We start from the raw sequence: 23448 nt of genomic DNA, 5'->3' as shown, positions 1-23448 counted from the left end.
ACTATGGCAAAATAGAAAAGGTGTGCCAGTATTCAAGATGATTACCGTATTAGTTACCATGAGAAACTTCTAAAACAAATGCTGGAAGCAATCGAGGATGGGGTTGAATTAATGGTTGGGGAATGATTGACCTGATCAGTTACTTTTCTTCAGAAATGGGAAACGGCATCTTAGCAAGAAAACCAAAGAAAAGCTTTAACTGGTAATCGAAAGAATGAAAGCCTGCCGGCGAAGTCCATTAATGGATTTGCCGGCAAGCTTTTTTGAAGTCTAAAACGGTATTATAAAAAAGACCTTTTCTTTTATGATCCTTTAAACTAAAACCCGGTTGCTGACATAGAACGTTTTTGAAGGTTATCAGAATGCAGACAATACGCGATTACTTTCTTCTTGTACTGTTTGACTACATCAACGTGATCGTTGTAACTGTACACAAATAACCTAACATCGTTTTTACCTTTTTTGGTATCAATGACCAATGGAGTCCCGTTGTTTTCTGGATGTAAATAACGCTTTTCGTCACCTGGATATATATAATATTTTTCCATAAATATAGCCTCGTTAAAAAAATCAAGAATTTGACTTTTCTCTTCACCTTCCAAGCGTTTGCCATTGATAGATAAGGTGGCATTCGCGTCACTAAGTTTTGAATGCACTGCAAATTTGCTGAGAAGCCATTCCACAACACCTGTTGGAAGAGACGTCAATAATATTTTAACAAGACTCATGAGAATTAACAGCACAATCGCCCATGACATGTTTATCCACTCCGTTACATTTTAAATATTCGTTTCTAATTTTATACTAGCATTAGGACGGGCTTTTGGTTTTGTACATTATGTGAAACTTTTTGTACATCATGTGAAACTTGATAATCGAGAAATTTCTTTTACTTCAAGGTTTGCAACTTTATTGTCATGTTGGTCTCTATAACGGCGGCTTTGTCGATATAAGCGGCGCCTTCTTGGTTTAATTGAAAAACCGTTAAAAATGAAGCTGGAAATTGAATCACCATATGGTGGTGAAACCAAGGCGTAGTAGTAATAATGTCAAGATTGACCCTTTTTCCGCCGAACAGGCGGTCCAGGCTGCACAATTAGATGTGAAACAGAAGGAATCCGCATACAAATGAAGCGCCACATTATCAATGGCTAAAGCAGGAAAAGACACAGGTTTAAAGCCTTCACAACTTCAGCCGCATCTAAACGATGTTCACACTGTTTTTGGCAAAGTGACAAGAGGTTTTAAATTTGCAAAAGATAAGACTAATGGCATGATGAAGGAAGTACTGTACAAGTTAATAAACCATGAAGCTTATGCTAAACAGGATAAACTTTTTTATTACTAACAAACTAACTGTATGTTGTGTGCCTGAATTTCACTACGATAATAATTTCCTTTAAAAAAGCCCTCATTTGGGCTTCTTCATTTATTATTAAGTCCGACAGGCCTCTCTGCAATCAGTTTTTTTTATTTATCCTTTGTTTGCTCCAGCTTTTAATCCCTCCACAATACTTTTTTGAAAAGTAATAAATAAAACAGTAATAGGGATAGCAATAAGGACAGCGCCTGCAGCAAACGTTGTAAATTCTGTATTTCCCCGACCGGTTACGAATTCAAACAGACCAATAGCAAGCGTCTTGTTTTCACTTGAACGTAAAACAAGTCTTGCAAAGATAAAGTCCATCCAAGGTCCAATAAAGTTATTTACCGCAATAAATACTAAAATGGGACGCGATAGGGGCAGCATGATTTTAAAGAAGATAGTGATATTACTGGCACCATCAATTTTAGCTGCTTCTTCTAAACTTCTTGGCAGACCATCAAAGTAACTTTTCACTAACCAAGTTCCAAAAGGAATTGATCCTCCTGCATAGACTAAAATTAACCCCCAGTGATTGTCTAATAAACCTATTTGCAAAAGTAAAATATATATTGCAATCATCCCCATAAAACTAGGGAACATTTGCAGAACGAGCATGGCCATTAAACCTTGTTTTCTTCCTGGAAAACGAAATCTAGAAAAAGCATAAGCAGCTGTCACAATTAAGAATGTGGAAATAATCATATTGAAAAACGCAATCTTAAACGTGTTTTTATACCAAATTAAGTAATTTGTTTCTTTGAATAAATAATTAAAATGATCAAGTGTTAGAGAATCAGGAAGTAATTTTGTTGAAAAAAGTGAATCACCTGGATTAAGAGAACCGATTATAATCCAATAAACTGGATACAAGATGAGTATGGCGGTAATGGCAAGAATCATATAAATAAGCGTTATCATAAGGTTTCCGCGGAACTTTTTAAGTATCATGACATCAAATCCTCTTCTTTAAAGGCTTTGGTTTTTCTGAAGTTCCAAACTGACAATGCGGCAATAACAATAAAAATTAAAATTGATACGACTGAAGCCATTGCGAATTGATTTTGTTCAAGTGTCATTTTATAAATCCAGCTGATTAAAATATCGGTTGAACCTGCATAACTATAAGTATCGTTCACTGGTTTTCCTTGAGTTAACAAATAAATAATATTAAAATTATTGAAGTTGCCAGCAAAACTCATAATGAAAAGGGGTGCTGTTGAAAACATGATAAGCGGCATCGTAATCTTCCAGAACCGCTGAAGGGGTGTCGCTCCGTCTACATCCGCTGCTTCATATATTTCTTTATCAATGGATGTCATAACGCCGCTCATTAAGACCATCCAAAAAGGGAATCCAATCCACATATTAACGGTTACTAATGTGATTTTCGCCCACACCGGGTCTGATAACCAGGGGATTGCATGGAGGCCGATTGCTTGTAAATATTGATTTAAAGGGCCAAATTCACCATTAAAAAGGTTACGCATAATTAATATGGTGACAAATGCCGGTATGGCCCAAGGCAAGATAAATATGCCTCTCCAAAATCTTTTGAAACGAATTCCTTTTCGATTAATTAATATCGCAAAAAATAATCCTAAAAAGAAAGTAGTAACTGTCGATAAAATTGCCCAAATAACCGTCCAGCTGAATACCCCGTAAAACGTATGACTCCACATTGATAATTGAAATAAATCGGTGAATGTTTGAATCCCCACCCAGTTCACTAAACTTTTGGGTGGCAGATGGTTAGGCCCAGAATAGTTTGTGAACGCAATCAAAGCACCGAATAATAGCGGTAAAATGGTTAAAAAAGCTGTGAATAGAATAGAGGGCGTTAATAGGAGGTAAGGAAATCCTTTTTCCCACACATAGAGAGCCGTTTGTTTAAAGCTGTTTGCATCAATTCCTTGATCCCTAAGCTTTCCTACTTTATAAGCATCAAGTATGTTTAAATAGTATAACCAAACAAAAAGGAGGAAGAGGATCAAAAAGATAATCCCTTCAATCATTAAAAAAATGGAATGATCTCCTTGGACCACGTCAAACCCTTTTCGCGTTAACGGCGTATCTCCTAATGTTGTAAGTCCCCACATTGCCCATCTGAAAGGTAATGTCCAAAATACAATCAAATAAATTTCTAATGTAATAAAAAGAATTCCTTTGACAATTTGTTTATGATAAAGCTGCCCCAGTCCCATGAATAATAGTGATAGCATTACGCCAACTTTTGTATGCGAAGACGAATTAAGCTTTATTTTTCTTTGAATATCTGATTGAATTTTCATCTTTTCCCACCTTCCGTTTGTTATTATTGTTTATGTATTTTAATGGTTTCTTTAATTTGCTTGACAGCTTTTTCAAACGCTTTTTGAGGGTCCTGATTGTTATTCCAAATCGTTGAATAAGCAGTTCCCATCGGTTCCCAAACTGTTTCCATTTCTGGAATGTTTGGCATTGGAACAGCTTTTTGGACTTGTTCTAAAAAGGCCATTGAAATCGCGTCTTTTGTAAATACATCAGTTTTCACTAACCCATTATGAGGTGGAATTTGTCCCGTCAATTCATAGCGCTTTTCCAGCATTTTTTCGGATGTTGCAAATTGTGCGAGCAGAGTGGCTGCTTTTGGATATTTAGTGTAAGGGTTTACGAAGTAAGATTTGATACCGGCAAAACTTTTCGGTGATTTTCCGTTATCCAGTTTAGGCAAAGGAGAAACACCCAGGTTAATTCCTGCATCCAAATGATTTTTAACATCCCAGGGTCCTGATACATGATACATTAGTTTTCCTTCATTAAAGAAAGTACTAATTATATCTTGAGAAATGTCTTCTATTTTCAACGACAACAGCTCTTTATGAATCCGACGTACAAATTCACCTGACTTCACTGCGCCATTGTTATTTAATCCAAGCAGGTTGGGATTTGTATTTTTATTTCCAAACACATACCCTCCATATCCAGCTAAAAAGGCATGAGTATAATAGAAATTGCCTGGGTCCATCATAAATCCATATTTGGGGTTAGCTTTGGTCGCTCCTTTATTAAACTCTTTTACTTGTGCAAACAGCTCTTCCCACGTTTTTGCCGGTTTATCAACTAAATCTTTGTTGTAGTAGAGGGCATATGTTTCAATGGCAATAGGGAATCCGTATAGCACTCTTTTTCCTCTCTCAATGACAGATGTAGCATCAATTGCTGTTTTCATAAAATCTTTTTGATAATCTTCGGCCACCATATTTTCAAACAGTAAACCGGATTTTGCCAAGCTGCCTGTATGATCATGGGGTGCATTGAACACGTCGGCTGCAAGCCCTGCAGGTCCATCCACTTTTAATTTCTCAGGAACGTCAGTATGATTGACATGTTCATACTTAACAGGGACACCGTATTTTTTTGTGAATTCTTTTGCTACATAAGTTGCCCATTCACCTTCTTCGTCTTTATTATCCCATAGGAGGAGGGAGGCGCCTTTTTCCGGTTTAATTTCGTTATGGTCTGTAATAGCTTCTGCATTAGCAGTTGTTTCAGTTCCCTGCTTTGTTCCGGAGGGTTTGTTACAAGCTGCCATAATCACGAGTAACGTGATAACAAGTACAACCCAAGCTGTTTTTCTCATACATTTTCCCACCTTAGCTTTTAATATAATGATTGGATACATCTTCATCACATGCGAAAACGTTTGCTTACTGCTTATTCACTCGTATCAAACAAAAGCCGCAGGGTTTTATTTCTACACTATTCGTTAAAACTGACTCGTCTGTCCATAAATTAGTTGCTTGTTTTCCTGTAAGTTCATATGGAATGTACAGATGGAGCTTTAAATGAGAATTATTGATAATTGTGATGACTGCTTGTTTCGCATTTTCTCTCACATACATAACATAATTGGAAGTCGAGTTTGCTTCTAAAAATTGAAATGTACCTTCATTGGCAAGAAGAGAATTATTTTTCCGAAGACTAATGACTTTTTTCACAAAGCCAAGCAGTTCCTGATCTTGTTTACTTTTATCCCATACCATACATTTTCGGCAATCTGGATCATTTTCTCCTGTCATGGCAATTTCATCTCCGTAATAAATACAAGGAGTCCCTGTATACGTCAATTGAAGCAAGAAAAGAAGTTTTAATTTATCCCGGTTTTCTTGGCTAATCGTCGCAATTCTAGGAGTATCATGGCTTCCTAACAAATTAAAAGCTACTTTATTTGTATTTTTTGGATAAGAGGTCATTACCTTTGTCAGCAGTTGGGCAAATTCTTCAGCATTGGTTTCATTTTTGGCTATGAAGTTTAGCGCAGCTTCTCTAAATTGATAGTTCATTACTGCATCAAATTGATCGCCTTGAAGCCATGGCATTGCATCATGCCAAATTTCTCCCAAAATATAGGCGTCGGGTTTAATTCTTTTAACCATTTGTCTAAACTCTCTCCAAAACTGATGATCCACTTCGTTCGCTACGTCAAGCCGCCAGCCGTCAATATTAAATTCTTCAATCCAGTAAGCTCCCACTCTTAATAAATAATCTTTCACCTCGGGATTTTCAGTGTTTAATTTAGGCATGAATGGAGTAAATGCAAACGTATCATAATTAGGTTTCGGCAGGGGGGTGACAGGAAATTCTCTTAAATGAAACCAATCTTTATAAACTGATCTTTCCTGATTTTTTAATACATCTTGAAACGCTTCAAAATAATAACCGCTATGATTAAACACGGCGTCTAACATTACACGGATGCCTTTTTCATGACAAGTATCTACAAATCTTTTGAATGTTTCCTTGTCTCCGAACTGAGGGTCTATTTCAAAATAGTCAATTGTGTCATATTTATGATTTGATTCTGCTTTAAAAATAGGCGTGAAATAAATTCCGTTAATGCCAAGGTCGACAAGATAATCAAAATGGTCAATAATACCTTGAAAGTCTCCGCCAAAGAAGCTATTTACTTTTGGAGATTCACTTCCCCACGGTAATGTCGATGGCGGATCATTTGTTGAATCGCCATTGGCAAAGCGTTCAGGGAAAATTTGATACCAGACTGTATTTTTTACCCAACTTGGTGCTTTGAACATATCAATGTCGTTTAAGAAAGGAAAACAAAAGTAAAATGCCGTATCTTTAGGAACTTCATTTAAAAATCCATTTTCCCCATAAATAAGAGTTTGTTGACCATCATCTACCTTAAAACCATAACGCAACCTGCGATAGGGAGGCTTTAATTCAGTAAACCAATAGTCAAACAGATCGTCAGAACCTTCTAATTTCATTGGTGCAGTCAAAAACATCCAGCTCTCTTCATTCCATTCGTATGGATCACCATATATTACTTCAGCAGATTTTATATCACCCTTTTGAGCCCGAAATCTAATATGAATCAGATCTTTTTCATAAATATAGGCAAAATTATTTTTAGGTCTGTGGAAAATTGCTTCTTTAAACAAATCTATCCCCGCCTTCTTTTGATATGAAGTATTCTTTTACGCAAACGTTTTCCTTTAGAGCAAACGTTTGCGTAAAAGATATAAGATATTAAGACATGGCATTTAATAAAACGCTTACATTATTAATTGCATTTTATATCTCTATAAATTCCAAAGTCAACATATTATTTAAAAAATTTTCAGAAAATTTTAACTCGCAAAATTGTATTAAAGTCTTTATAACAGAATATAAGTGTAAAAGATCAAGTGAAATCAAAAATTTTGAATCTTTTTAAAATATATTGAAAGCGCTTTAAACTTGTGCTAATGTTTTTAAGAAAACGTTTGCGCAGAAAGTTGGGAAAAGATATTGGTTACAATTAAAGATGTAGCAAAGCGAGCAGAAGTGTCTGTTTCAACTGTTTCTCGCATTATGAATAACTTACCGGGTTATTCTGAAGAAACAAAAAAACGAGTTGAAAAAGTGATTAAAGAGATTGGTTATCAGCCTAACGCTGTAGCAAGAGGTTTGATTAATCGTAAAACAAAAACAATTGGCGTGCTGGTTCCTAAAGTATCAGATTTATTTGCAAGTGAAGTATTAGCAGGAATTGAGGATTCAGCGCATGATTTAGATTACAGTGTGATGGTTTGCAAAACGAATTTTGATGGGGTGCGTACGATAAACTATCTGCAAACCCTTTCTGAAAAACGTGTTGATGGAATTGTTATTGTCAGTCAAGGAATTACATCAGAGTGCTACAAAAAGATTGAAAAAATGGATGTGCCAGTTGCTTTAGTGGCAACACAATCAGATTTTCCGCTCCCGTTTATAAAGGTAAATGATTATCAAGCGGCTTATGATGCTGCCTCCTATTTAGTACAAAAAGGTCATTCCAAGGTTGGTATGATTGCCGGAACAAAAGGGGATGTCATCTCGACAGTTCCCCGTGTAGAAGGCTTTAAAGAAGCTTTAAGTGACGCTGGAATAACTGTAACCGATCAAATGATTGCTTACGGATATTTTGATTTTAAAAGCGGGATTGAAGCAATGTCTCAATTGTTAAAAAATGAACCGACAATTACAGCTGTTTTCTGTGCAAGTGATGAAATGGCTGCAGGCGCATTGTCGCTTTTGCACAAAAAGGGTATAAAAATTCCATCTGAGATATCAGTGGTTGGTTATGATAATACTGCAATGGCTGAAAAGACTGTTCCGCCTCTAACGACGTTAGCTCAACCATTATACGACATGGGGAGAGCATCAATTGATCTTTTGCTGAGTTCTTCGGCAAAAATAGAAAATTTGTATCCTCATCATATCGTCGAGCGTGAGACAGTCCGTTCATTTAGTCAGTAAGAAATGTTATAAAACAGGGCGGAAGCTAAGGAGTGATGACTTTCACTTCTTCACTTTTACGCAAACGTTTGCGTTCTTAATTTTTGATGACAAATATTATGGAAGTTTGAGTGAAGACAAGGGGGAAAATGAAGATGAAAAAAATAAAAGTAGGCGTGATTGGTTGCGGAAGTATCGCCCAATATCGTCATTTGCCAGAATATCATATGAATAAACAAGCAGAGATTATAGCAGTTTGTGATAGCAACCAACAACGGGCGAATAAAGTTGCCGGGCAATTTGGGGCAAAAGCCTATGTGAACTATAAAGAATTATTAGCAAGCGGAGCCATAGATGCAGTAAGCGTCTGTACTCCTAACTATTTACACGCCCCCATTTCTATTGCTGCATTAAAGAGCGGTTTGCATGTATTATGTGAAAAACCAATGGCCACGTCCAAAGAAGAAGCAGAAGCCATGATAGAAGCTTCAAAGGAAACCGGTAAAAAGTTAATGATCGGTCACAATCAGCGGTTTGTATCATCCCATCAAAAAGCACGTCAACTGATCAAAAGCGGCGAAATCGGAAAGATATATAGCTTCCGCTCGACATTTGGCCATAGCGGACCAGAAGGGTGGAGTGCAGACGGAAAGGAGAGCTGGTTCTTTAAAAAAGATAAAGCGTTTATTGGAGCATTGGGAGACTTAGGCGTACATAAAACGGATGTCATTCGCCACATTCTTGGCGAGGAAATTATTGAAGTAGGTGCATTTGTAGAAACAAGTGCAAAGGATTTTGCGAATGTTGATGACAACGCAGTGTGTGTGTTGAAAACTGAAAGCGGTATTATAGGTACACTTGCAGCTAGCTGGAATTATAAAGGTAAGGAAGATAACTCCACGATTATCTATGGGGAAAAGGGGATTCTTCGCTTAGAAGATCATTCAACGTATTCCTTAATTGCACAATACGCAACAGGAGAAGTGACAAATTATGAGCTTGGCAAGATTCAATCGAACGATGATGACGGCCAATTTAATTCACAGACCATTAATCAATTTATCAATGCCATTGTGGAGGACAAAAAACCTGCTGTTTCAGGAGAAGAAGGGTTAAAATCTCTATCTGTTATTTTAGCAGCATTAGAATCAAATAAAACAAAACAAATCGTTTCATTACTATAAGCTATCTTCTGTTTGCTCAGAAGCCAATTAAAAATTGAGGTGAGTTGTTTGAAAATTGGTATTATTGGCGCGGGAGGTATTGCTGTAGCACGTCATATTCCTGCATTCATGCAATTTGGTGACGAGTGTGTCATTTGGGCAATAAGTGATATCAATAGTAAACGTGCGACTGAAGTCGCGAACGAGCATAACATTTGTCACGTGTTTTTAGACTATAAAGATATGTTTAAAGAGATAGACGCAGTGTGTATTTGTACGCCAAATAAGTTTCATGCTGAATATACAATCGAAGCATTACAAGCTGGTGTTCACGTCTTATGCGAAAAACCGATGGCACTTTCTAAAAAGGAATGTGAAGCAATGTTAGCTGCTTCTAAACAAGCAAATAAAATACTGGCAATCGCTTATCATTATCGTTTTATGAAAGAAGCACAAGCAGCGAAACGAATGATAGTAGAAGTAGGATGTCCTCTTGTTGTCCGTGTAAAAGCTTTACGTCGCCGAAAAGTGCCTAGTTGGGGGGGATTTACCAATAAAGCCCTTCAAGGCGGCGGCAGTTTAATTGATTATGGCTGTCATTTGCTAGATCTGGCTCTATGGTTAATGGGCAATCCGCAACATATTCAAGTAGTGGGGACCACTTATAATGAACTAAGTAAAACACCAAATCAATTAAATGAATGGGGAACTTTTGATCACCAAACATTTAATGTAGATGATCATGTAACGGCATACATTAAATTTAACAATGGTTCATCACTTTTGCTTGAGACTTCTTGGGCCGCGAATATAAAAGAAGATGAAGAAGAAGTGAGCATTTCTGGAGTTGATGGCGGAATGAAACTTTTCCCTTTAGAATTTTACACAACAAAAAATGGTGTTTTACTGAATAGCAATGCAGCCTGGATGGTTGGGGATAATGACTTCAGCCGAGCACAAGCAAGAAATTTTATTGATGCTTGTAAGGGAACTGACGAACTTGTCGTTAAGCCAGAAGAAGCTCTTCAGGTATCTTCAATTATTGATGACATTTATAAAAATAATGAAAATGCTAAAATAAAGGGGGAAATAATATGAAATTAGGGGTATTCACAGTATTATTTGCAGATTATACATTTGAAGAGATGTTAGATAAAGTTCAAGAAGCTGGTTTACATGCAGTTGAAATTGGAACAGGCTGCTATCCAAACAATCATCATTGTCCATTAGATGAGTTATTAGAAAGTGCGGAGGCGCGTGAAAGTTATAAAAAAAAGGTAACTGACCGAGGAATAACCATTAGTGCATTTAGCTGTCATGGCAATCCTATTTCACCAGAGGACAGCTTTGCAAAAGAATCCAATGAGACATTACGAAAAACCATAAAACTGGCATCTTTTCTTGGTGTTCCAGTTGTCAATTGTTTTTCAGGAACAGCGGGTGATCATGAAGATGCTAAACACCCAAACTGGCCGGTTGCTTCATGGCCGAATGAATATGGAGACGTCTTAAAATGGCAATGGGAAAAAAAGCTCATTCCTTATTGGAAAGAGCTGGGGATGTACGCTCAAAAGCATAAAGTGAAAATCGGCTTAGAACTACACGGAGGCTTTTTGGTGCATACACCTTACACGCTGTTAAAGCTTCGTGAACAAACCTGCGATGCAATTGGGGCAAATTTGGATCCAAGTCATCTATGGTGGCAAGGAATTGATCCTGTTGCCGCTATAAAAATTTTAGCCAAAGAAAATGCAATTCATCATTTTCATGCAAAAGACACGTATTTAGATCAAGAGAATATAAACATGTACGGACTTACAGATATGCAGCCTTATAGGAACGTGCAGACGCGTGCTTGGACATTTCGTTCAGTTGGGTGTGGGCACGATCTTAAAGAGTGGTCGGATATGATGAGTACTTTACGTACTTATGGTTATGATTATGTAATAAGTATTGAGCATGAGGATCCGATTATGTCAATTGATGAAGGGTTTAAACGTGCTGTTAAGAATTTAAAAACCATATTGATAGAGGAGTCACCCTCTCAAATGTGGTGGACATAAAATACAAAAATCATTTAATGTTTGTTATTTTGTTCCATCTATTATGAAAAGGATGTAAACCCCTTTTGGGCATTAGATAATCCATAACATGAAAAGTTAAAGATATGCGCTTGCTTTTTATTTTCTTTAATGGTATTATAAAGGTGAATTATTTTTGTTCGGTATCTAATGACAGACAGAGTATAATAACTTAACTTCTGGGTATAAAGAGCAGGGATAGTATTATAATGTGTGCTTTGCACACTGGGAGGCAACAAAAATGGAACAAGGTAAAGTAAAATGGTTTAACGCAGAAAAAGGATTTGGATTTATCGAACGCGAAGCTGGAGACGACGTATTCGTTCATTTCTCAGCTATTCAAGGAGAAGGATTCAAGTCTTTAGAAGAAGGCGAATCTGTTTCATTTGATGTTGAACAAGGCCAACGTGGACCACAAGCTTCAAACGTCCAAAAAGCATAATCCGTGTTCATATAAAAAGCAGGCTCAATAGAGCCTGCTTTTTTATTTGCACAAATAAAGGCATAAAAAAACCCTTGCTCACAATTTCTGAGCAAGGGGGCTAGAAGACAAACTAAAATGGTTGCATTCATCATAACATACTTTTGGATGAATGCAAAAAAATAATTGATAAATATGTGGGGTGAAGAATTCTGTTAGAATGATGTTTCATTTTAGACCGATTCTTATCCGCGTCAGATGGATAGAGGAAAATAACGGTGAACCCATCGGGAATTGTTAACGCAGAGAAGCCGTATACGCTTTAGAAGGATATCTCGACATCATTTTTTTGCGTTATCGGCGTAAATTGATATAACATTTAAGTAGAGGTAAATTCAAAGCTCAAGTAACCCCTAGATGAACAGTAAGGTGAATACTTGTGTTCGCAAAAGACTTTGCAGAAACAATGCAACTGCGCTTTGTTATCTATAGCGATTCGGCAGTGTTATGAATTTTCTAGGAAATAGTAAAAATTCCCTTATGTATAAAGAAAAATTGTTATAGAATAAAGAAAAGGAGTTTTACAAGATGGACAAAAAAGGTTGTTTAAAATGCGGAAGCACCGAGGCTGGACAAAAAGAAATAGCAACAACGGGAACCGGGTTCTCAAAATTATTCGATGTACAGAATAATCGCTTTCTGGTCGTTTACTGCAAAAACTGCGGATATTCAGAACTGTACAATAAAGCATCTTCAAAAGCCGGAAATATTCTTGATTTGTTTTTCGGCGGATAAGCATGCTGCCCACATTCTATGTCTTTCTAATGGGGAAGTCTGGGCATGAATTCTTTTGCGGCTCATGTTAAAATAAGACGGGATGACACCGCGAGTTTATTGGAGGAAAGCAGTTGAAAACAGAAAAAAAATCTAGAAAAAATTCAGTATTAGAATGGGCAAAAGCCATCATTATTGCTGTTGTATTAGCGCTTCTTATTCGAAATTTTTTATTTGCTCCGTATGTAGTTGACGGGAAATCAATGGACCCGACACTGCATAACCGTGAAAGGGTTTTTGTCAATATGACGGTCAAATACATCGGCGAATTTAAGCGCGGTGATATCATCGTTCTTAATGGAGATCATGTCCACTACGTCAAGCGGCTGATCGGGCTGCCGGGGGACACAGTAGAGATGAAAGACGACCAGCTTTATATCAATGGGAAAAAAGCAGCCGAGCCTTATCTTGCCGCCAATAAAAAGAAAGCAAAACAAGAAGGGGCGGCGAATTTAACCGCTGATTTCGGTCCGGTCAAAGTGCCTGATGATAAGTATTTCGTAATGGGGGATAATCGCTTAGACTCCATGGACAGCCGAAACGGACTCGGTCTCTTTACGAAAAAACAAATTGCCGGAACATCACAATTTGTCTTCTTTCCTTTCAACGAAATCCGTCAAACGAAGTAGAATGACAATCAGCTTTCAAAATAAGAAAGCTGATTTTTTTATTTCCTTTTCTGAAACCTACACCCGTAAAACAGAACATAAATTCGTATATCTATTGAAAAGAAAATTTTGCAGAATGTGAAACATATCCCCGTTATGTATCGTTATATTAATAATTTACGAGAAATAGCGGTTTTTTATTCATGAAAAAGAGGAATAACTCATAAGAATGAATAGATTCATATGTGCTGGAGGTTGTGAAGATGGGGAGAATAAAAACGAAGATTACCATTCTATTAGTGCTGCTGATCTTACTTGCAGGCGGTTATATGTACATAAATGACATTGAATTGAAGGATGTGCCGACGGCGATCGGACAAACCCTTTCCTCTGAAGAAGAAGAATATACGATCCATGAATATAAAATTATAAAAATTGAGGGAACGGAATATTATGGTGAAGCGGATAATGGAACAAAAATTATATTCAACGGAAAAAAACTGGACCAAGACTTATCGGATATTAAAAAAGGGGACAAGGTCAAAGCATATTTCAGTAAATCAAAACGGATTGACGGTTTAATCAAGGTTGCAAAAGTGAATGATTAACGAAGAAAACACCTTTTTTTACAAAAGGTGTTTCTTTGTTTTCTCAAATTGTAAGTTTATTTCATTGCGTACTCTCGGAAGGATCGTTATAATAGCCACTAAGGACAAAAAAATATCGATTGTATCCTTCGGGGCTGGGTGGAAATCCCGACCGGCGGTAGTAAAGCCAATGCGCTTTAGAGCCCGTGACCCGTGTGCATATGCATACGGTGGATTCAGTTATAAGCTGAAGCCGACAGTGAAAGTCTGGATGGGAGAAGGATGAAAGACAGCTATGCAAAAGAATGAAAAACGCATAGTGTTATTTCGTATGGTTAAAAAATGGACAGCCCCGAATTTATTTTAAAATTCGGGGCTTTTTGACGGCCAAATTCACAATAGAGAAAGGAGGGAAAATGAATGGAAGAGTATTACATGAATACGGCGTTAGAGCTTGCAAAGCAAGGCGAAGGCCAAACCGGTTCTAATCCGCTTGTTGGCGCTGTCGTTGTAAAAAACGGCGAAATCATCGGGATGGGCGCTCATTTAAAGTACGGTGAAGCGCATGCGGAAGTCCATGCCATAAAAATGGCGGGAAAACACGTAAAAGATGCTGACATCTATGTCACTCTGGAACCATGCAGCCATTACGGAAAAACGCCTCCTTGCGCCGAGCTGATTATAACATCAGGCATTAAAAGAGTCTTTGTTGCGATGAGAGATCCAAACCCCCTTGTGGCGGGAAAGGGAATCTGCATGATAAAGGCTGCGGGCATTGAAGTGAAAGAAGGCATTCTGACAGATCAGGCAGAAAAGCTGAACGAAAAATTTCTTCACTACATGCGTACCGGACTTCCGTACGTTACGTTAAAAGCAGCTGCAAGCCTTGATGGAAAGACAGCCACAAGTACAGGCGACAGCAAATGGATTACCTCAGAGGCGGCCAGACAGGATGCCCAGCAATACCGGAAAACACATCAAAGCATTCTTGTCGGAGTTGGTACAGTGAAAGCAGATAATCCAAGCTTAACCTGCAGGCTTCCGAACACAGTAAAACAGCCGGTCAGAGTCATTCTGGATACGAGCCTTACTATTCCTGAAGAAGCAAATGTAATCCTAGACCAAGCGGCACCGACATGGATTTTTACAACGTCGCAAGCGGACGCGGAAAAGAAAAAACGCCTTTCTGATTTCGGAGTGAAAATATTCACACTGGAAAACGGACATATCCATATTCCCGATGTGCTGAAGATTCTCGCAGAAGAAGGTATTATGTCGGTTTATGTTGAAGGCGGAGCCGCTGTTCACGGAAGCTTTGTCAAGGAAGGCTGTTACCAAGAAATCATCTTCTATATTGCCCCTAAACTAATCGGAGGAACGCATGCTCCCAGCTTGATCTCCGGTGAAGGCTTTCAATCGATGAAAGATGTCCCCTTATTACAATTCACTGCAATTACCCATATTGGTCAAGATATAAAACTGGAAGCAAAACCAAAACCTGTACATGAGTAGGATGGTGACAATGTTCACAGGAATAATTGAAGAAACAGGCACAATTGAGTCCATGAAAAAGGCAGGCCTTTCTATGGCTCTGACGATTAAGTGTTCACACATATTAGATGATGTAAAACTCGGCGACAGCATTGCGGTTAACGGCATTTGTCTCACCGTCACTGCGTTTACGAAAACACAATTTACGGTCGATGTGATGCCGGAAACGGTAAAATCTACCTCTTTAAACGGTTTATCTAAAGGAAGCAAAGTCAATCTGGAAAGAGCAATGGCGGCAAACGGGCGCTTCGGCGGACATTTTGTTTCCGGACATGTGGACGGAACGGCGGAAATCACGCGTATCGAAGAAAAAAGCAACGCTGTATATTATGATCTGAAGATGGACCCTTCTTTAACGAAGACTCTTGTATTAAAAGGCTCCATCACTGTTGACGGCGTCAGTTTAACAATTTTCGGGTTGACGGAAGACCAAGTGACAGTGTCGATTATCCCGCATACCATCAGCGAGACGATTTTTTCAACAAAGACGATCGGCAGCACGGTGAATATCGAATGCGATATGATCGGAAAATATATGTACCGCTTTTTACACAAAGCTGATCAAAAAATGAATGACCAATCCATTACAAAAGCGTTCTTAAGCGAGAATGGTTTTTAGAGAGGAAGATTAACATGTTTCATCCGATAGAAGAAGCATTAGACGCTTTAAAAAAGGGCGAAGTCATTATTGTAGTAGATGATGAAGACAGAGAAAACGAAGGTGATTTTGTGGCGCTGGCCGAGCATGCCACACCGGAAGTCATTAATTTCATGGCAACCCACGGGAGAGGGCTGATCTGCACGCCTTTGGAAGAAGACATCGCCAATAAGCTTGATCTACACCCGATGGTTGACCACAATACAGATTCACACCATACAGCTTTTACGGTAAGTATTGACCACCGTCTTACAAAAACGGGAATCAGCGCGCAGGAAAGATCGCTTACTGTTAAAGCGCTCCTTGACAGCCAAGCGGTTCCGACTGACTTTCAGCGCCCTGGTCATATTTTTCCCTTAATTGCGAAAAAGGGCGGCGTGCTCAAAAGAGCGGGTCACACAGAAGCAGCGGTTGATTTAGCAAAAGCCTGCGGTTCACAAGGAGCAGGCGTCATTTGCGAAATTATGAATGAAGACGGAACAATGGCGAGAGTGCCCGAACTGATTGAAATTGCCAAGCAGCATCAGCTGAAAATGATTACAATCAAGGCATTGATCGAGTACCGCTACAACTTAACAACACTCGTAGAGCGGGAAGTGCAAATCAGTCTGCCGACAGATTTCGGCATATTTAAAGTATACGGGTATACAAACGAAATAGACGGCAAAGAGCACGTGGCGCTCGTCATGGGAGAAGAGCCGTTTGATAAAGAGCCTGTGCTGGTCAGGGTGCATTCTGAATGTCTCACAGGAGACGTGTTTGCCTCACACCGATGTGATTGCGGTCCGCAGCTTCATGCAGCGCTTGCACAGATTTCTGAAGCGGGGCGCGGCGTTCTGCTATACCTGCGCCAAGAAGGACGGGGAATCGGCTTAATCAATAAATTAAAAGCGTACAAGCTTCAGGAAGAAGGCTATGATACAGTCGAAGCCAACGAAGCGCTCGGCTTCTTGCCTGACTTGCGCAACTATGGTATCGGTGCGCAAATATTACGCGATCTGGGGGTCCGTGAAATGAAACTGCTGACAAATAACCCCCGGAAAATTGCCGGGCTTGAAGGCTATGGCTTGCAAATTGCTGAAAGAGTGCCATTGCAAATGGAGGCAAAAGAGCATAATAAAAAATATTTGGAAACAAAAATGGATAAACTAGGACATTTACTTCATTTCTAAAACAAACTCACAAAAAAGGATGGGAATCATATGAATATTATACAAGGAAATTTAGTTGGCACAGGTCTTAAAATCGGAATCGTCGTAGGAAGATTTAATGATTTTATCACAAGCAAGCTGTTAAGCGGTGCGGAGGACACTTTACTGAGACACGGAGTAGATACAAATGATATCGATGTGGCTTGGGTGCCGGGTGCATTTGAAATTCCGTTTGCAGCAAAAAAAATGGCGGAAACAAAAAAATACGATGCGATTATCACACTCGGAACCGTTATCCGGGGCGCTACGACTCATTATGATTATGTTTGCAACGAAGCCGCCAAAGGCATCGCGCAAGCAGGAAATACAACAGGAGTGCCGGTCATTTTTGGAATTGTCACTACGGAGACCATTGAGCAGGCGATTGAACGCGCTGGCACAAAAGCAGGGAATAAAGGTTCTGATTGCGCCGTATCTGCCATAGAAATGGCAAATTTAAACCGCTCATTTGAATAATTTGTTGAAAAGAGTTTAAAAACATGGCGAAAATGATATAATGTGAGAAAGCGGATCACCTTTATTCATCCGTTTGACAGACAAGACTGGATATTTTGGATATAGAGGGGTTTTTATGTTAATTCGTTATAAGAAATCGTTTGAAAAGATTGCGATGGGGCTTCTTTCATTCATGCCGAATGAAAAAGATCTTAAGCAGCTTCAGCAGACAATTAAGGCCTACGAAACGGATACTGACCGCCAGCTCTTTCTTTGGAAAGAGGATGAGGACATTGTCGGAGCAATCGGAGTCGAAAAAAAAGATTCTGAAGTCGAAATCCGGCATATCAGTGTAAATCCTTCTCATCGCCATCAAGGAATCGGAAAACAAATGATGGATGCATTAAAGCATTTGTTTAAAACACAAGTACTGGTTCCGAATGAATTAACGCAGAGCTTTTTTGAACGCTGTCAACATCAAAAAGATCAAGACATCACATATAATAATTAAGCAGAGGCTGCAGTGTTAGCCTCTGCTTTTTTTTCTGCGTTCGATTTCTTGTTCTCGTTCAAGAATGACATCTGTCCGGTCACGCAAGCGGTGCTTATTTACAAGATAGGTATCGGTAAGTACGCTGGGCTGGCCCCATGTGTAAGACTTGTGCTGACACTGCTTGCGGCAAGCTTCTGCCAAGTGCTTGTCCTTCATCGGCAGCATGATGCTCTCGTATGAAGCTCCCGTGTTGATCCGTTCATACAATGACTGCATGAGCTCCATTAAGCGCGTATAGTCAAGCCCAAGAGCTTCCACCGCCTGCTTTTCTGCCTGGAGAATACGGATGCTGTTTGCAAGAAGGCGCTTTGCCCCACGCATATTAGACCTCCGCTGATGATACAAGGCAACGGCAAGCTGAATAAACCCTACCCAATATTGCTTCCGTTTTTCCGGAGGGTCTTCTTTCCAGTATTCTTCTAATATTTCATGGCACTCAAAATAATCGCGTGTAGCGTGAAATTCAATGAGGAAATCAATATATGCTTTTGGATACAAGACGTCTCCCCCTTTCTCTCTCCTCAGTGTACCATAGGAAAAATAAAAGGAAAAAGGAGCGTCCTCACTCGAACGCTCGTAGTCCTGTGTTCTAGCAAATCCAGGCAGCTCCTACGATAATCAGCAAAATGAACAAGACGACAATTAATGCAAAGCTGCCGCTGAATCCTTTTTCTCCCATGGGCATTCAGCCTCCCTTTCTTCTTTATACATGGGTATCTTATGTGTATTCGCCTTCTTGTGTATAGGCGATTATCTTATCTTTCAGTATTTTCTGTACAAATTGTTTGGAAATCACGTAATAAATAGTATTGGACGAGAGCTTTTGGGTGGCTTATACTAAAGGGTAGCCAGTTTTTCCGGCAATGAAAGTGATACTGAAAATGGTGAGATGATGTTAGAATATCAAGTGAAAATTGATTCGTTTGAAGGGCCTTTGGACCTGCTGCTTCATTTAATAAATCGTCTTGAAATTGACATATACGATATACCTGTGGCAAAAATCACTGAACAATATTTATTATATGTACATACGATGCGCGAGCTTGAGCTTGATATTGCCAGCGAGTATTTAGTCATGGCCGCAACGCTGCTCAGCATCAAAAGCAGGATGCTGCTTCCGAAACAAGAGGAAGAGCTGTTTGAAGATGAATTACTTGAAGAAGAAGATCCGCGTGAGGAACTGATTGAAAAGCTAATTGAGTATAGAAAATACAAAGATGCGGCGAAGGATTTAAAGGAACGGGAAGAAGAGAGACAAAAATCCTTTACAAAACCGCCGAGTGACTTGAGCGAATATGCAAAAGAAGTGAAACAAACAGAACAAAAGCTGTCAGTCACCGTTTATGATATGCTCGGCGCTTTTCAAAAAGTGTTAAACCGAAAAAAAATAGCAAGGCCAACGGAAACGACCATTACAAGACAAGAAATACCGATAGAAGACAGAATGAACGAAATAATGAAAAGCTTGAAAACAACCGGAACAAGAATCAATTTTATGGCGCTTTTTCCGTATGAACAAAAAGAACACTTAGTCGTTACTTTTTTAGCAGTTCTCGAGCTGATGAAAAATCAGCTGATCCTGATTGAACAGGAGCAAAATTTTTCAGATATTTACATTACGGGGAGTGAATCCATTCATGGAGCTTGACATCGTGAAATGGAAAGCAATAGTAGAAGCCCTGCTGTATGCGGCGGGTGATGAAGGACTGACTAAAAAGCAGCTGTTGACTGTGCTTGATATAGAGGAAGCAGAGCTGCAAGATATTATGGCGGACGTGGCCGGCGAATATCGTAAGGACGATAGAGGAATCGAATTAATTGAATTTGCGGATACGTATATGCTTTCTACTAAGAAAGAGTTTGCGGCGTATTTAAAAAAGCTTATCGAGGTACCGTCAAAAGGCCTTTCTCAAGCTTCTCTGGAGGTATTGGCGATTGTATCGTATAAACAGCCGATTACGAGAGCGGAGATTGAAGATATCAGAGGTGTGAAATCAGAACGGATTCTGCACAGCCTAGTCTCAAAGGCGCTTTTATGTGAAGTCGGACGGGCCGATGGACCCGGGCGTGCGATTTTGTACGGCACAACGGCGACTTTTTTGGAACAATTCGGCTTGAAAACGCTGGACGAGCTTCCTCCGCTGCCTGAAAATGCGGAAGAAGACGTGTTCCAAGAAGAAGCTGATTTGTTTTTTGAAAACTTTAACCAAACATTCGAGGATATAAAATAGAAGATTATTTTTGCTTTTTCATCATACGATAGTAAAGAAAAGGCCAGTGATGAAAGAAGCAGTACAAGATGCACAAAGATATGAGGGGAAGGTAACGAACGGAATGGGAAATTCGATGGTGAAAACCCAGACTAAGGAAACCGGCGAATTCTTATCAAAGGTTGTCACAACCGTCAACAATTATTTAAATCAAACCACTTTATCATCTATGCAGGCCGATTTGCCTCTTGAGGAGGAATATTGCCGAGATGTGCTCAGTACGCTGAGAAGGATGTCAGTATTTTGTGAAGGAGGCGCTGAAGCATGCCGCCTGCTTCTTCAGCATGAGCCATTTCAGGATAAAAGAGCGGAAAACACGCTGTACAAAGTGTATCATCAGTGTATTGAAGAATTTTTTATGCCGAAAAAAGATACATGGTTTGAAAATAGCCGGGCAGCCTACACCGGTAATAGCGCGATCCAATTTTATCAGGCTGTGCCTGCCTCTCTGCAGGAATTATTGACGGCTCTCAGCCCCGATTTCCTGCATATGCGGGAAGAATTGGCGCACTATGAAACGTCAGGATCAAACATGGCGCAAATCAGATAAGATGAACTCTCCCTTAAAGGGAGAGTTTTTTTATTGTTGAAAAGGGCCTAACAAACAATTGGTATTCATAACTGGTGGACATGCGCATAAACTTGTACAAACCACAACAAGGACGTGAGCAAACATGCGCTTTCTGAAAAAAGCTGCCGTAATCATTCTGGTCACTGCTTTTCTACTCACCTTTATTAAAGAGCATAAAGCATATGCAGCAATAAATGTCAGCGCAAAAAGCGCTATTGTCATTGACGGTGCGTCAGGCAGAGTGTTATTTGCTAAAGACGAGCACGAAAAACGGCGAATTGCGAGCATAACAAAGATCATGACGGCCGTTCTCGCTATAGAATCAGGAAAAATGGAAGAGACTGTGACAGTGTCGGCAAACGCGGTCAGAACGGAAGGTTCAGCCATCTATTTAAAAGAAGGACAAAAGGTAAAGCTGAAAGATCTTGTATATGGGCTGATGCTGCGTTCAGGAAATGATGCGGCTGCGGCCATTGCCGAACATGTCGGAGGAAGCCTAGGTGGATTTGTGTATATGATGAACCAAAAAGCTGAGCAGATCGGCATGGAAAATACACGTTTTCAAAACCCTCACGGACTCGATGACCATGAGAATCATTACTCAACAGCCTATGACATGGCGATTTTAACCAAATACGCCATGAATCTGAAAGACTATCAAACCATTTCAGGCACTAAAGTGTATAAAGCGGAAACGATGGAAAGTGTATGGAAGAATAAAAACAAGCTTCTGACAGGACTTTACCAATACAGCACAGGCGGTAAAACAGGCTATACGAAGCTTGCGAAACGGACGCTGGTCTCGACCGCATCAAAAGACGGCACAGACTTAATTGCCGTCACCATTAATGACCCTAACGATTGGGATGATCATATGAATATGTTTGAGTATGTATTTAACCATTATAAAACCTACATTGTCGCAAAAAAAGGAGACATTCCAAAGCTCAAAGAAACCTTTTATGGCAGCCGCGCTTTTATAAAACGAGATGTTACTTATTTACTCAATGAAGCTGAAAAAGACGAAGTGAAAATTAATACAACCCTGCTCAAGCCGAAAAAAGCATGGAAAAAGGATCGCTCAGCCATTCCTGATGTTGTCGGACAAATGACGGTCACCGTTAATGACGAAACCATAGTGAAATTGCCGATCTATTATGAAAATGAACGGAATAAAAAACCGAAAAAACGCTTCTTTGAAACCTTCAAAGCAATTTTCTCGAATGCGGCTGGCGGGTCAGAATGGTCAATTTAATTTGGGTCGGCTTAACTGTGATCGGGCTTGTGTTCGCAATGTGCAACGGGACCCTTCAAGAGGTGAATGAAGCTGTTTTTAAAGGGGCAAAAGAGGCCGTTACGATCTCACTCGGGCTCATGAGCGTCCTTGTCTTCTGGCTCGGCTTGATGAAGATAGCTGAACAGTCCGGGCTGCTTGATATCTTCAGCCGTATGTGCAGGCCGTTTATATCAAAGCTGTTTCCAGATATTCCGCCGGATCATCCCGCAATGGGCTACATCTTATCAAATCTCATGGCCAACTTTTTCGGTCTGGGCAATGCGGCGACACCGCTTGGCATAAAAGCGATGGAACAAATGAAAAAGCTGAATGGCAACCGTTCTGAAGCAAGCCGCTCAATGATCACGTTTCTGGCCGTTAATACATCGAGTATTACGCTCATTCCGACAACAGTGATTGCAGTCCGAATGGCTTATTCTTCAAAGTCGCCGACTGATATTGTCGGCCCCACTATTTTGGCGACTCTTATCTCAGGCATCGGCGCCATCATGATCGACCGTTATTTTTATTATCGCCGGAAAAAGAAGGGGAGATGAGCGCATGGAAATCATCAATTGGCTGTCTTTGGCAATGATTCCGATTATTATTGCCGGAATACTTCTTTACGGAACCTTCAAGAACGTTCCGACATATGAATCTTTCGTAGAAGGCGGAAAAGAAGGAATAGAGATTGCGTTCTCCATTATTCCGTATTTAGTCGGGATGCTTGTCGCTATTACCGTTTTTCGGGCTTCAGGCGCGCTCGATTTTTTTATGGGACTTTTAAAACCCGTCTTCTCCGCGCTTGGCATGCCCGCTGAGGTAGTGCCGCTCGCTCTGATCCGGCCGATTTCAGGAACGGCGGCGCTTGGCATGACAACAGATTTAATTGCCGTTTACGGACCGGATTCCTTTATCGGCAGGCTCGCGTCGGTTATGCAAGGCTCGACCGATACGACACTTTACGTTTTAACTGTCTATTTTGGGGCGGTTGGAATTAAAAAAATGGGTGATGCTTTAAAGGTAGGACTTCTCGCTGATTTGATCGGAGTAGTTGCATCCATCATCATCGTTACGTTATTATTTGGAAGCGCCTGAAAATGG

At 39.8% G+C, this 23448-nt stretch carries 26 protein-coding genes, 2 pseudogenes and 1 riboswitch; of the genes and pseudogenes, 21 read left to right on the top strand and 7 right to left on the bottom strand.

Going from position 1 to position 23448, the window contains the following annotated elements:
- Positions 1-27: 27 nt before the first annotated feature.
- A pseudogene (locus AAHT65_RS19040) lies at positions 28-206 on the top strand (family 1 glycosylhydrolase); the annotation flags it as partial.
- A 111-nt stretch (positions 207-317) separates the two neighbouring features.
- Here the strand turns inward: AAHT65_RS19040 and AAHT65_RS19035 are convergent.
- A complete protein-coding gene (locus AAHT65_RS19035) occupies positions 318-758 on the bottom strand; it encodes a YfmQ family protein (protein ID WP_094232315.1) in 441 nt (146 codons plus the stop codon).
- A gap of 316 nt (positions 759-1074) precedes the next feature.
- Between AAHT65_RS19035 and AAHT65_RS19030 the strand changes: the two are divergent.
- A pseudogene (locus tag AAHT65_RS19030) lies at positions 1075-1348 on the top strand (peptidylprolyl isomerase); the annotation flags it as partial.
- Positions 1349-1474: 126 nt separating this feature from the next.
- Here the strand turns inward: AAHT65_RS19030 and AAHT65_RS19025 are convergent.
- The 4 genes from AAHT65_RS19025 to AAHT65_RS19010 all read right to left on the bottom strand — a co-directional run bounded on the left by AAHT65_RS19025 (position 1475) and on the right by AAHT65_RS19010 (position 6807).
- Complete coding sequence (locus AAHT65_RS19025) at positions 1475-2314, bottom strand: sugar ABC transporter permease (protein WP_151290479.1); 840 nt, start codon at positions 2312-2314, stop codon at positions 1475-1477.
- Positions 2311-3654, bottom strand: a complete 1344-nt coding sequence (locus AAHT65_RS19020; protein ID WP_106271151.1) for a carbohydrate ABC transporter permease — start codon at positions 3652-3654, stop codon at positions 2311-2313. The genes AAHT65_RS19025 and AAHT65_RS19020 overlap by 4 nt, the downstream gene beginning before the upstream one ends.
- A gap of 23 nt (positions 3655-3677) precedes the next feature.
- Positions 3678-4985 carry a maltose ABC transporter substrate-binding protein gene (locus AAHT65_RS19015; RefSeq protein WP_343310674.1) on the bottom strand — a complete coding sequence of 436 codons (1308 nt, stop codon included), beginning with the start codon at positions 4983-4985 and terminating at the stop codon, positions 3678-3680.
- 67 nt (positions 4986-5052) lie between these two features.
- Entirely contained in the window at positions 5053-6807 is a 1755-nt protein-coding gene (locus AAHT65_RS19010; protein ID WP_094232311.1) for a glycoside hydrolase family 13 protein, read from the bottom strand.
- A 349-nt stretch (positions 6808-7156) separates the two neighbouring features.
- Between AAHT65_RS19010 and AAHT65_RS19005 the strand changes: the two genes are divergently transcribed.
- The 13 genes from AAHT65_RS19005 to ribT all read left to right on the top strand — a co-directional run bounded on the left by AAHT65_RS19005 (position 7157) and on the right by ribT (position 18185).
- Positions 7157-8146, top strand: coding sequence for a LacI family DNA-binding transcriptional regulator (locus AAHT65_RS19005; protein ID WP_240515883.1), 990 nt, complete (start codon positions 7157-7159; stop codon positions 8144-8146).
- 134 nt (positions 8147-8280) lie between these two features.
- Positions 8281-9309, top strand: a complete 1029-nt coding sequence (locus tag AAHT65_RS19000) for a Gfo/Idh/MocA family protein (protein ID WP_151290481.1) — start codon at positions 8281-8283, stop codon at positions 9307-9309.
- 48 nt (positions 9310-9357) lie between these two features.
- A complete protein-coding gene (locus AAHT65_RS18995) occupies positions 9358-10386 on the top strand; it encodes a Gfo/Idh/MocA family protein (protein WP_088117501.1) in 1029 nt (342 codons plus the stop codon).
- Positions 10383-11351 (top strand): sugar phosphate isomerase/epimerase family protein, encoded by a 969-nt coding sequence (locus AAHT65_RS18990; RefSeq protein WP_088117500.1) that lies wholly within the window; start codon positions 10383-10385, stop codon positions 11349-11351. Before AAHT65_RS18995 ends, AAHT65_RS18990 begins: the two co-directional genes overlap by 4 nt.
- Positions 11352-11610: 259 nt before the next feature.
- Positions 11611-11811, top strand: coding sequence for a cold-shock protein (locus tag AAHT65_RS18985; RefSeq protein WP_004429658.1), 201 nt, complete (start codon positions 11611-11613; stop codon positions 11809-11811).
- A gap of 567 nt (positions 11812-12378) precedes the next feature.
- Positions 12379-12585: a zinc ribbon domain-containing protein gene (locus AAHT65_RS18980; RefSeq protein ID WP_004429659.1), complete on the top strand. Its 207-nt coding sequence runs from the start codon at positions 12379-12381 to the stop codon at positions 12583-12585.
- Between the two features lie 113 nt (positions 12586-12698).
- Positions 12699-13253: a signal peptidase I sipS gene (gene sipS, locus AAHT65_RS18975; RefSeq protein WP_061670061.1), complete on the top strand. Its 555-nt coding sequence runs from the start codon at positions 12699-12701 to the stop codon at positions 13251-13253.
- Between the two features lie 242 nt (positions 13254-13495).
- A complete protein-coding gene (locus AAHT65_RS18970) occupies positions 13496-13840 on the top strand; it encodes a hypothetical protein (protein ID WP_268364723.1) in 345 nt (114 codons plus the stop codon).
- A 120-nt stretch (positions 13841-13960) separates the two neighbouring features.
- Positions 13961-14106, top strand: a riboswitch (FMN riboswitch).
- 133 nt (positions 14107-14239) lie between these two features.
- Positions 14240-15331, top strand: a complete 1092-nt coding sequence (ribD, locus tag AAHT65_RS18965; RefSeq protein ID WP_343310673.1) for a bifunctional diaminohydroxyphosphoribosylaminopyrimidine deaminase/5-amino-6-(5-phosphoribosylamino)uracil reductase RibD — start codon at positions 14240-14242, stop codon at positions 15329-15331.
- 10 nt (positions 15332-15341) lie between these two features.
- Positions 15342-15989, top strand: coding sequence for a riboflavin synthase (gene ribE / locus AAHT65_RS18960; protein ID WP_343310672.1), 648 nt, complete (start codon positions 15342-15344; stop codon positions 15987-15989).
- A gap of 14 nt (positions 15990-16003) precedes the next feature.
- Complete coding sequence (locus AAHT65_RS18955; RefSeq protein WP_088117495.1) at positions 16004-17200, top strand: bifunctional 3,4-dihydroxy-2-butanone-4-phosphate synthase/GTP cyclohydrolase II; 1197 nt, start codon at positions 16004-16006, stop codon at positions 17198-17200.
- Between the two features lie 30 nt (positions 17201-17230).
- Positions 17231-17695, top strand: coding sequence for a 6,7-dimethyl-8-ribityllumazine synthase (gene ribH, locus AAHT65_RS18950; RefSeq protein WP_004429671.1), 465 nt, complete (start codon positions 17231-17233; stop codon positions 17693-17695).
- 115 nt (positions 17696-17810) lie between these two features.
- A complete protein-coding gene (ribT, locus tag AAHT65_RS18945) occupies positions 17811-18185 on the top strand; it encodes a GNAT family N-acetyltransferase RibT (RefSeq protein WP_004429673.1) in 375 nt (124 codons plus the stop codon).
- A gap of 15 nt (positions 18186-18200) precedes the next feature.
- On the opposite strand, the gene AAHT65_RS18940 is transcribed toward ribT, so the two are convergent.
- Both AAHT65_RS18940 and AAHT65_RS18935 read right to left on the bottom strand, forming a co-directional pair.
- Positions 18201-18725, bottom strand: a complete 525-nt coding sequence (locus AAHT65_RS18940; RefSeq protein ID WP_088117494.1) for a DUF309 domain-containing protein — start codon at positions 18723-18725, stop codon at positions 18201-18203.
- 91 nt (positions 18726-18816) lie between these two features.
- On the bottom strand, positions 18817-18912 hold the full coding sequence (locus tag AAHT65_RS18935) for a YjcZ family sporulation protein (protein ID WP_088117493.1): 96 nt from the start codon (positions 18910-18912) through the stop codon (positions 18817-18819).
- A 207-nt stretch (positions 18913-19119) separates the two neighbouring features.
- On the opposite strand from AAHT65_RS18935, the gene AAHT65_RS18930 reads away from it, so the two are divergent.
- From AAHT65_RS18930 to spmB, 6 genes are all read left to right on the top strand, one after another.
- Positions 19120-19875, top strand: coding sequence for a segregation/condensation protein A (locus AAHT65_RS18930; RefSeq protein WP_004429676.1), 756 nt, complete (start codon positions 19120-19122; stop codon positions 19873-19875).
- Positions 19865-20458 carry an SMC-Scp complex subunit ScpB gene (gene scpB, locus AAHT65_RS18925; protein WP_061572939.1) on the top strand — a complete coding sequence of 198 codons (594 nt, stop codon included), beginning with the start codon at positions 19865-19867 and terminating at the stop codon, positions 20456-20458. Before AAHT65_RS18930 ends, scpB begins: the two co-directional genes overlap by 11 nt.
- 49 nt (positions 20459-20507) lie before the next feature.
- Positions 20508-21047, top strand: a complete 540-nt coding sequence (locus AAHT65_RS18920; RefSeq protein WP_063638488.1) for a YpuI family protein — start codon at positions 20508-20510, stop codon at positions 21045-21047.
- A 124-nt stretch (positions 21048-21171) separates the two neighbouring features.
- Complete coding sequence (locus AAHT65_RS18915; RefSeq protein ID WP_343310671.1) at positions 21172-22323, top strand: D-alanyl-D-alanine carboxypeptidase family protein; 1152 nt, start codon at positions 21172-21174, stop codon at positions 22321-22323.
- The gene (gene spmA / locus AAHT65_RS18910) at positions 22311-22901 is read left to right on the top strand and encodes a spore maturation protein SpmA (protein WP_088117491.1); all 591 of its coding nucleotides are present in this window, start codon (positions 22311-22313) and stop codon (positions 22899-22901) included. Before AAHT65_RS18915 ends, spmA begins: the two co-directional genes overlap by 13 nt.
- A gap of 4 nt (positions 22902-22905) precedes the next feature.
- The gene (gene spmB, locus AAHT65_RS18905; RefSeq protein ID WP_004429687.1) at positions 22906-23442 is read left to right on the top strand and encodes a spore maturation protein SpmB; all 537 of its coding nucleotides are present in this window, start codon (positions 22906-22908) and stop codon (positions 23440-23442) included.
- Positions 23443-23448: the final 6 nt, after the last annotated feature.

The organism is Bacillus atrophaeus (genome assembly GCF_039519175.1).
In the GTDB taxonomy this organism is placed as follows: Bacteria; Bacillota; Bacilli; order Bacillales; family Bacillaceae; genus Bacillus; species Bacillus atrophaeus.
Note: the sequence above shows the minus strand (reverse complement) of the source record. Positions and strands in the feature narration are given on the sequence as shown.

Coding starts and splice junctions, on each gene's coding strand:
- AAHT65_RS19015 (WP_343310674.1), bottom strand. CDS start 4,985: ATGAGAAAAACAGCTTGGGTTGTACTTGTTATCACGTTACTCGTGATT.
- spmB (WP_004429687.1), top strand. CDS start 22,906: ATGGAAATCATCAATTGGCTGTCTTTGGCAATGATTCCGATTATTATT.
- ribH (WP_004429671.1), top strand. CDS start 17,231: ATGAATATTATACAAGGAAATTTAGTTGGCACAGGTCTTAAAATCGGA.
- AAHT65_RS18985 (WP_004429658.1), top strand. CDS start 11,611: ATGGAACAAGGTAAAGTAAAATGGTTTAACGCAGAAAAAGGATTTGGA.
- ribT (WP_004429673.1), top strand. CDS start 17,811: ATGTTAATTCGTTATAAGAAATCGTTTGAAAAGATTGCGATGGGGCTT.
- spmA (WP_088117491.1), top strand. CDS start 22,311: ATGGTCAATTTAATTTGGGTCGGCTTAACTGTGATCGGGCTTGTGTTC.
- AAHT65_RS18970 (WP_268364723.1), top strand. CDS start 13,496: ATGGGGAGAATAAAAACGAAGATTACCATTCTATTAGTGCTGCTGATC.
- AAHT65_RS19020 (WP_106271151.1), bottom strand. CDS start 3,654: ATGAAAATTCAATCAGATATTCAAAGAAAAATAAAGCTTAATTCGTCT.
- AAHT65_RS18920 (WP_063638488.1), top strand. CDS start 20,508: ATGAAAGAAGCAGTACAAGATGCACAAAGATATGAGGGGAAGGTAACG.
- AAHT65_RS19025 (WP_151290479.1), bottom strand. CDS start 2,314: ATGATACTTAAAAAGTTCCGCGGAAACCTTATGATAACGCTTATTTAT.
- AAHT65_RS19035 (WP_094232315.1), bottom strand. CDS start 758: ATGTCATGGGCGATTGTGCTGTTAATTCTCATGAGTCTTGTTAAAATA.
- ribE (WP_343310672.1), top strand. CDS start 15,342: ATGTTCACAGGAATAATTGAAGAAACAGGCACAATTGAGTCCATGAAA.
- AAHT65_RS18930 (WP_004429676.1), top strand. CDS start 19,120: ATGTTAGAATATCAAGTGAAAATTGATTCGTTTGAAGGGCCTTTGGAC.
- AAHT65_RS18980 (WP_004429659.1), top strand. CDS start 12,379: ATGGACAAAAAAGGTTGTTTAAAATGCGGAAGCACCGAGGCTGGACAA.
- AAHT65_RS18915 (WP_343310671.1), top strand. CDS start 21,172: ATGCGCTTTCTGAAAAAAGCTGCCGTAATCATTCTGGTCACTGCTTTT.
- AAHT65_RS19000 (WP_151290481.1), top strand. CDS start 8,281: ATGAAAAAAATAAAAGTAGGCGTGATTGGTTGCGGAAGTATCGCCCAA.
- scpB (WP_061572939.1), top strand. CDS start 19,865: ATGGAGCTTGACATCGTGAAATGGAAAGCAATAGTAGAAGCCCTGCTG.
- AAHT65_RS18955 (WP_088117495.1), top strand. CDS start 16,004: ATGTTTCATCCGATAGAAGAAGCATTAGACGCTTTAAAAAAGGGCGAA.
- AAHT65_RS18990 (WP_088117500.1), top strand. CDS start 10,383: ATGAAATTAGGGGTATTCACAGTATTATTTGCAGATTATACATTTGAA.
- AAHT65_RS18935 (WP_088117493.1), bottom strand. CDS start 18,912: ATGCCCATGGGAGAAAAAGGATTCAGCGGCAGCTTTGCATTAATTGTC.
- ribD (WP_343310673.1), top strand. CDS start 14,240: ATGGAAGAGTATTACATGAATACGGCGTTAGAGCTTGCAAAGCAAGGC.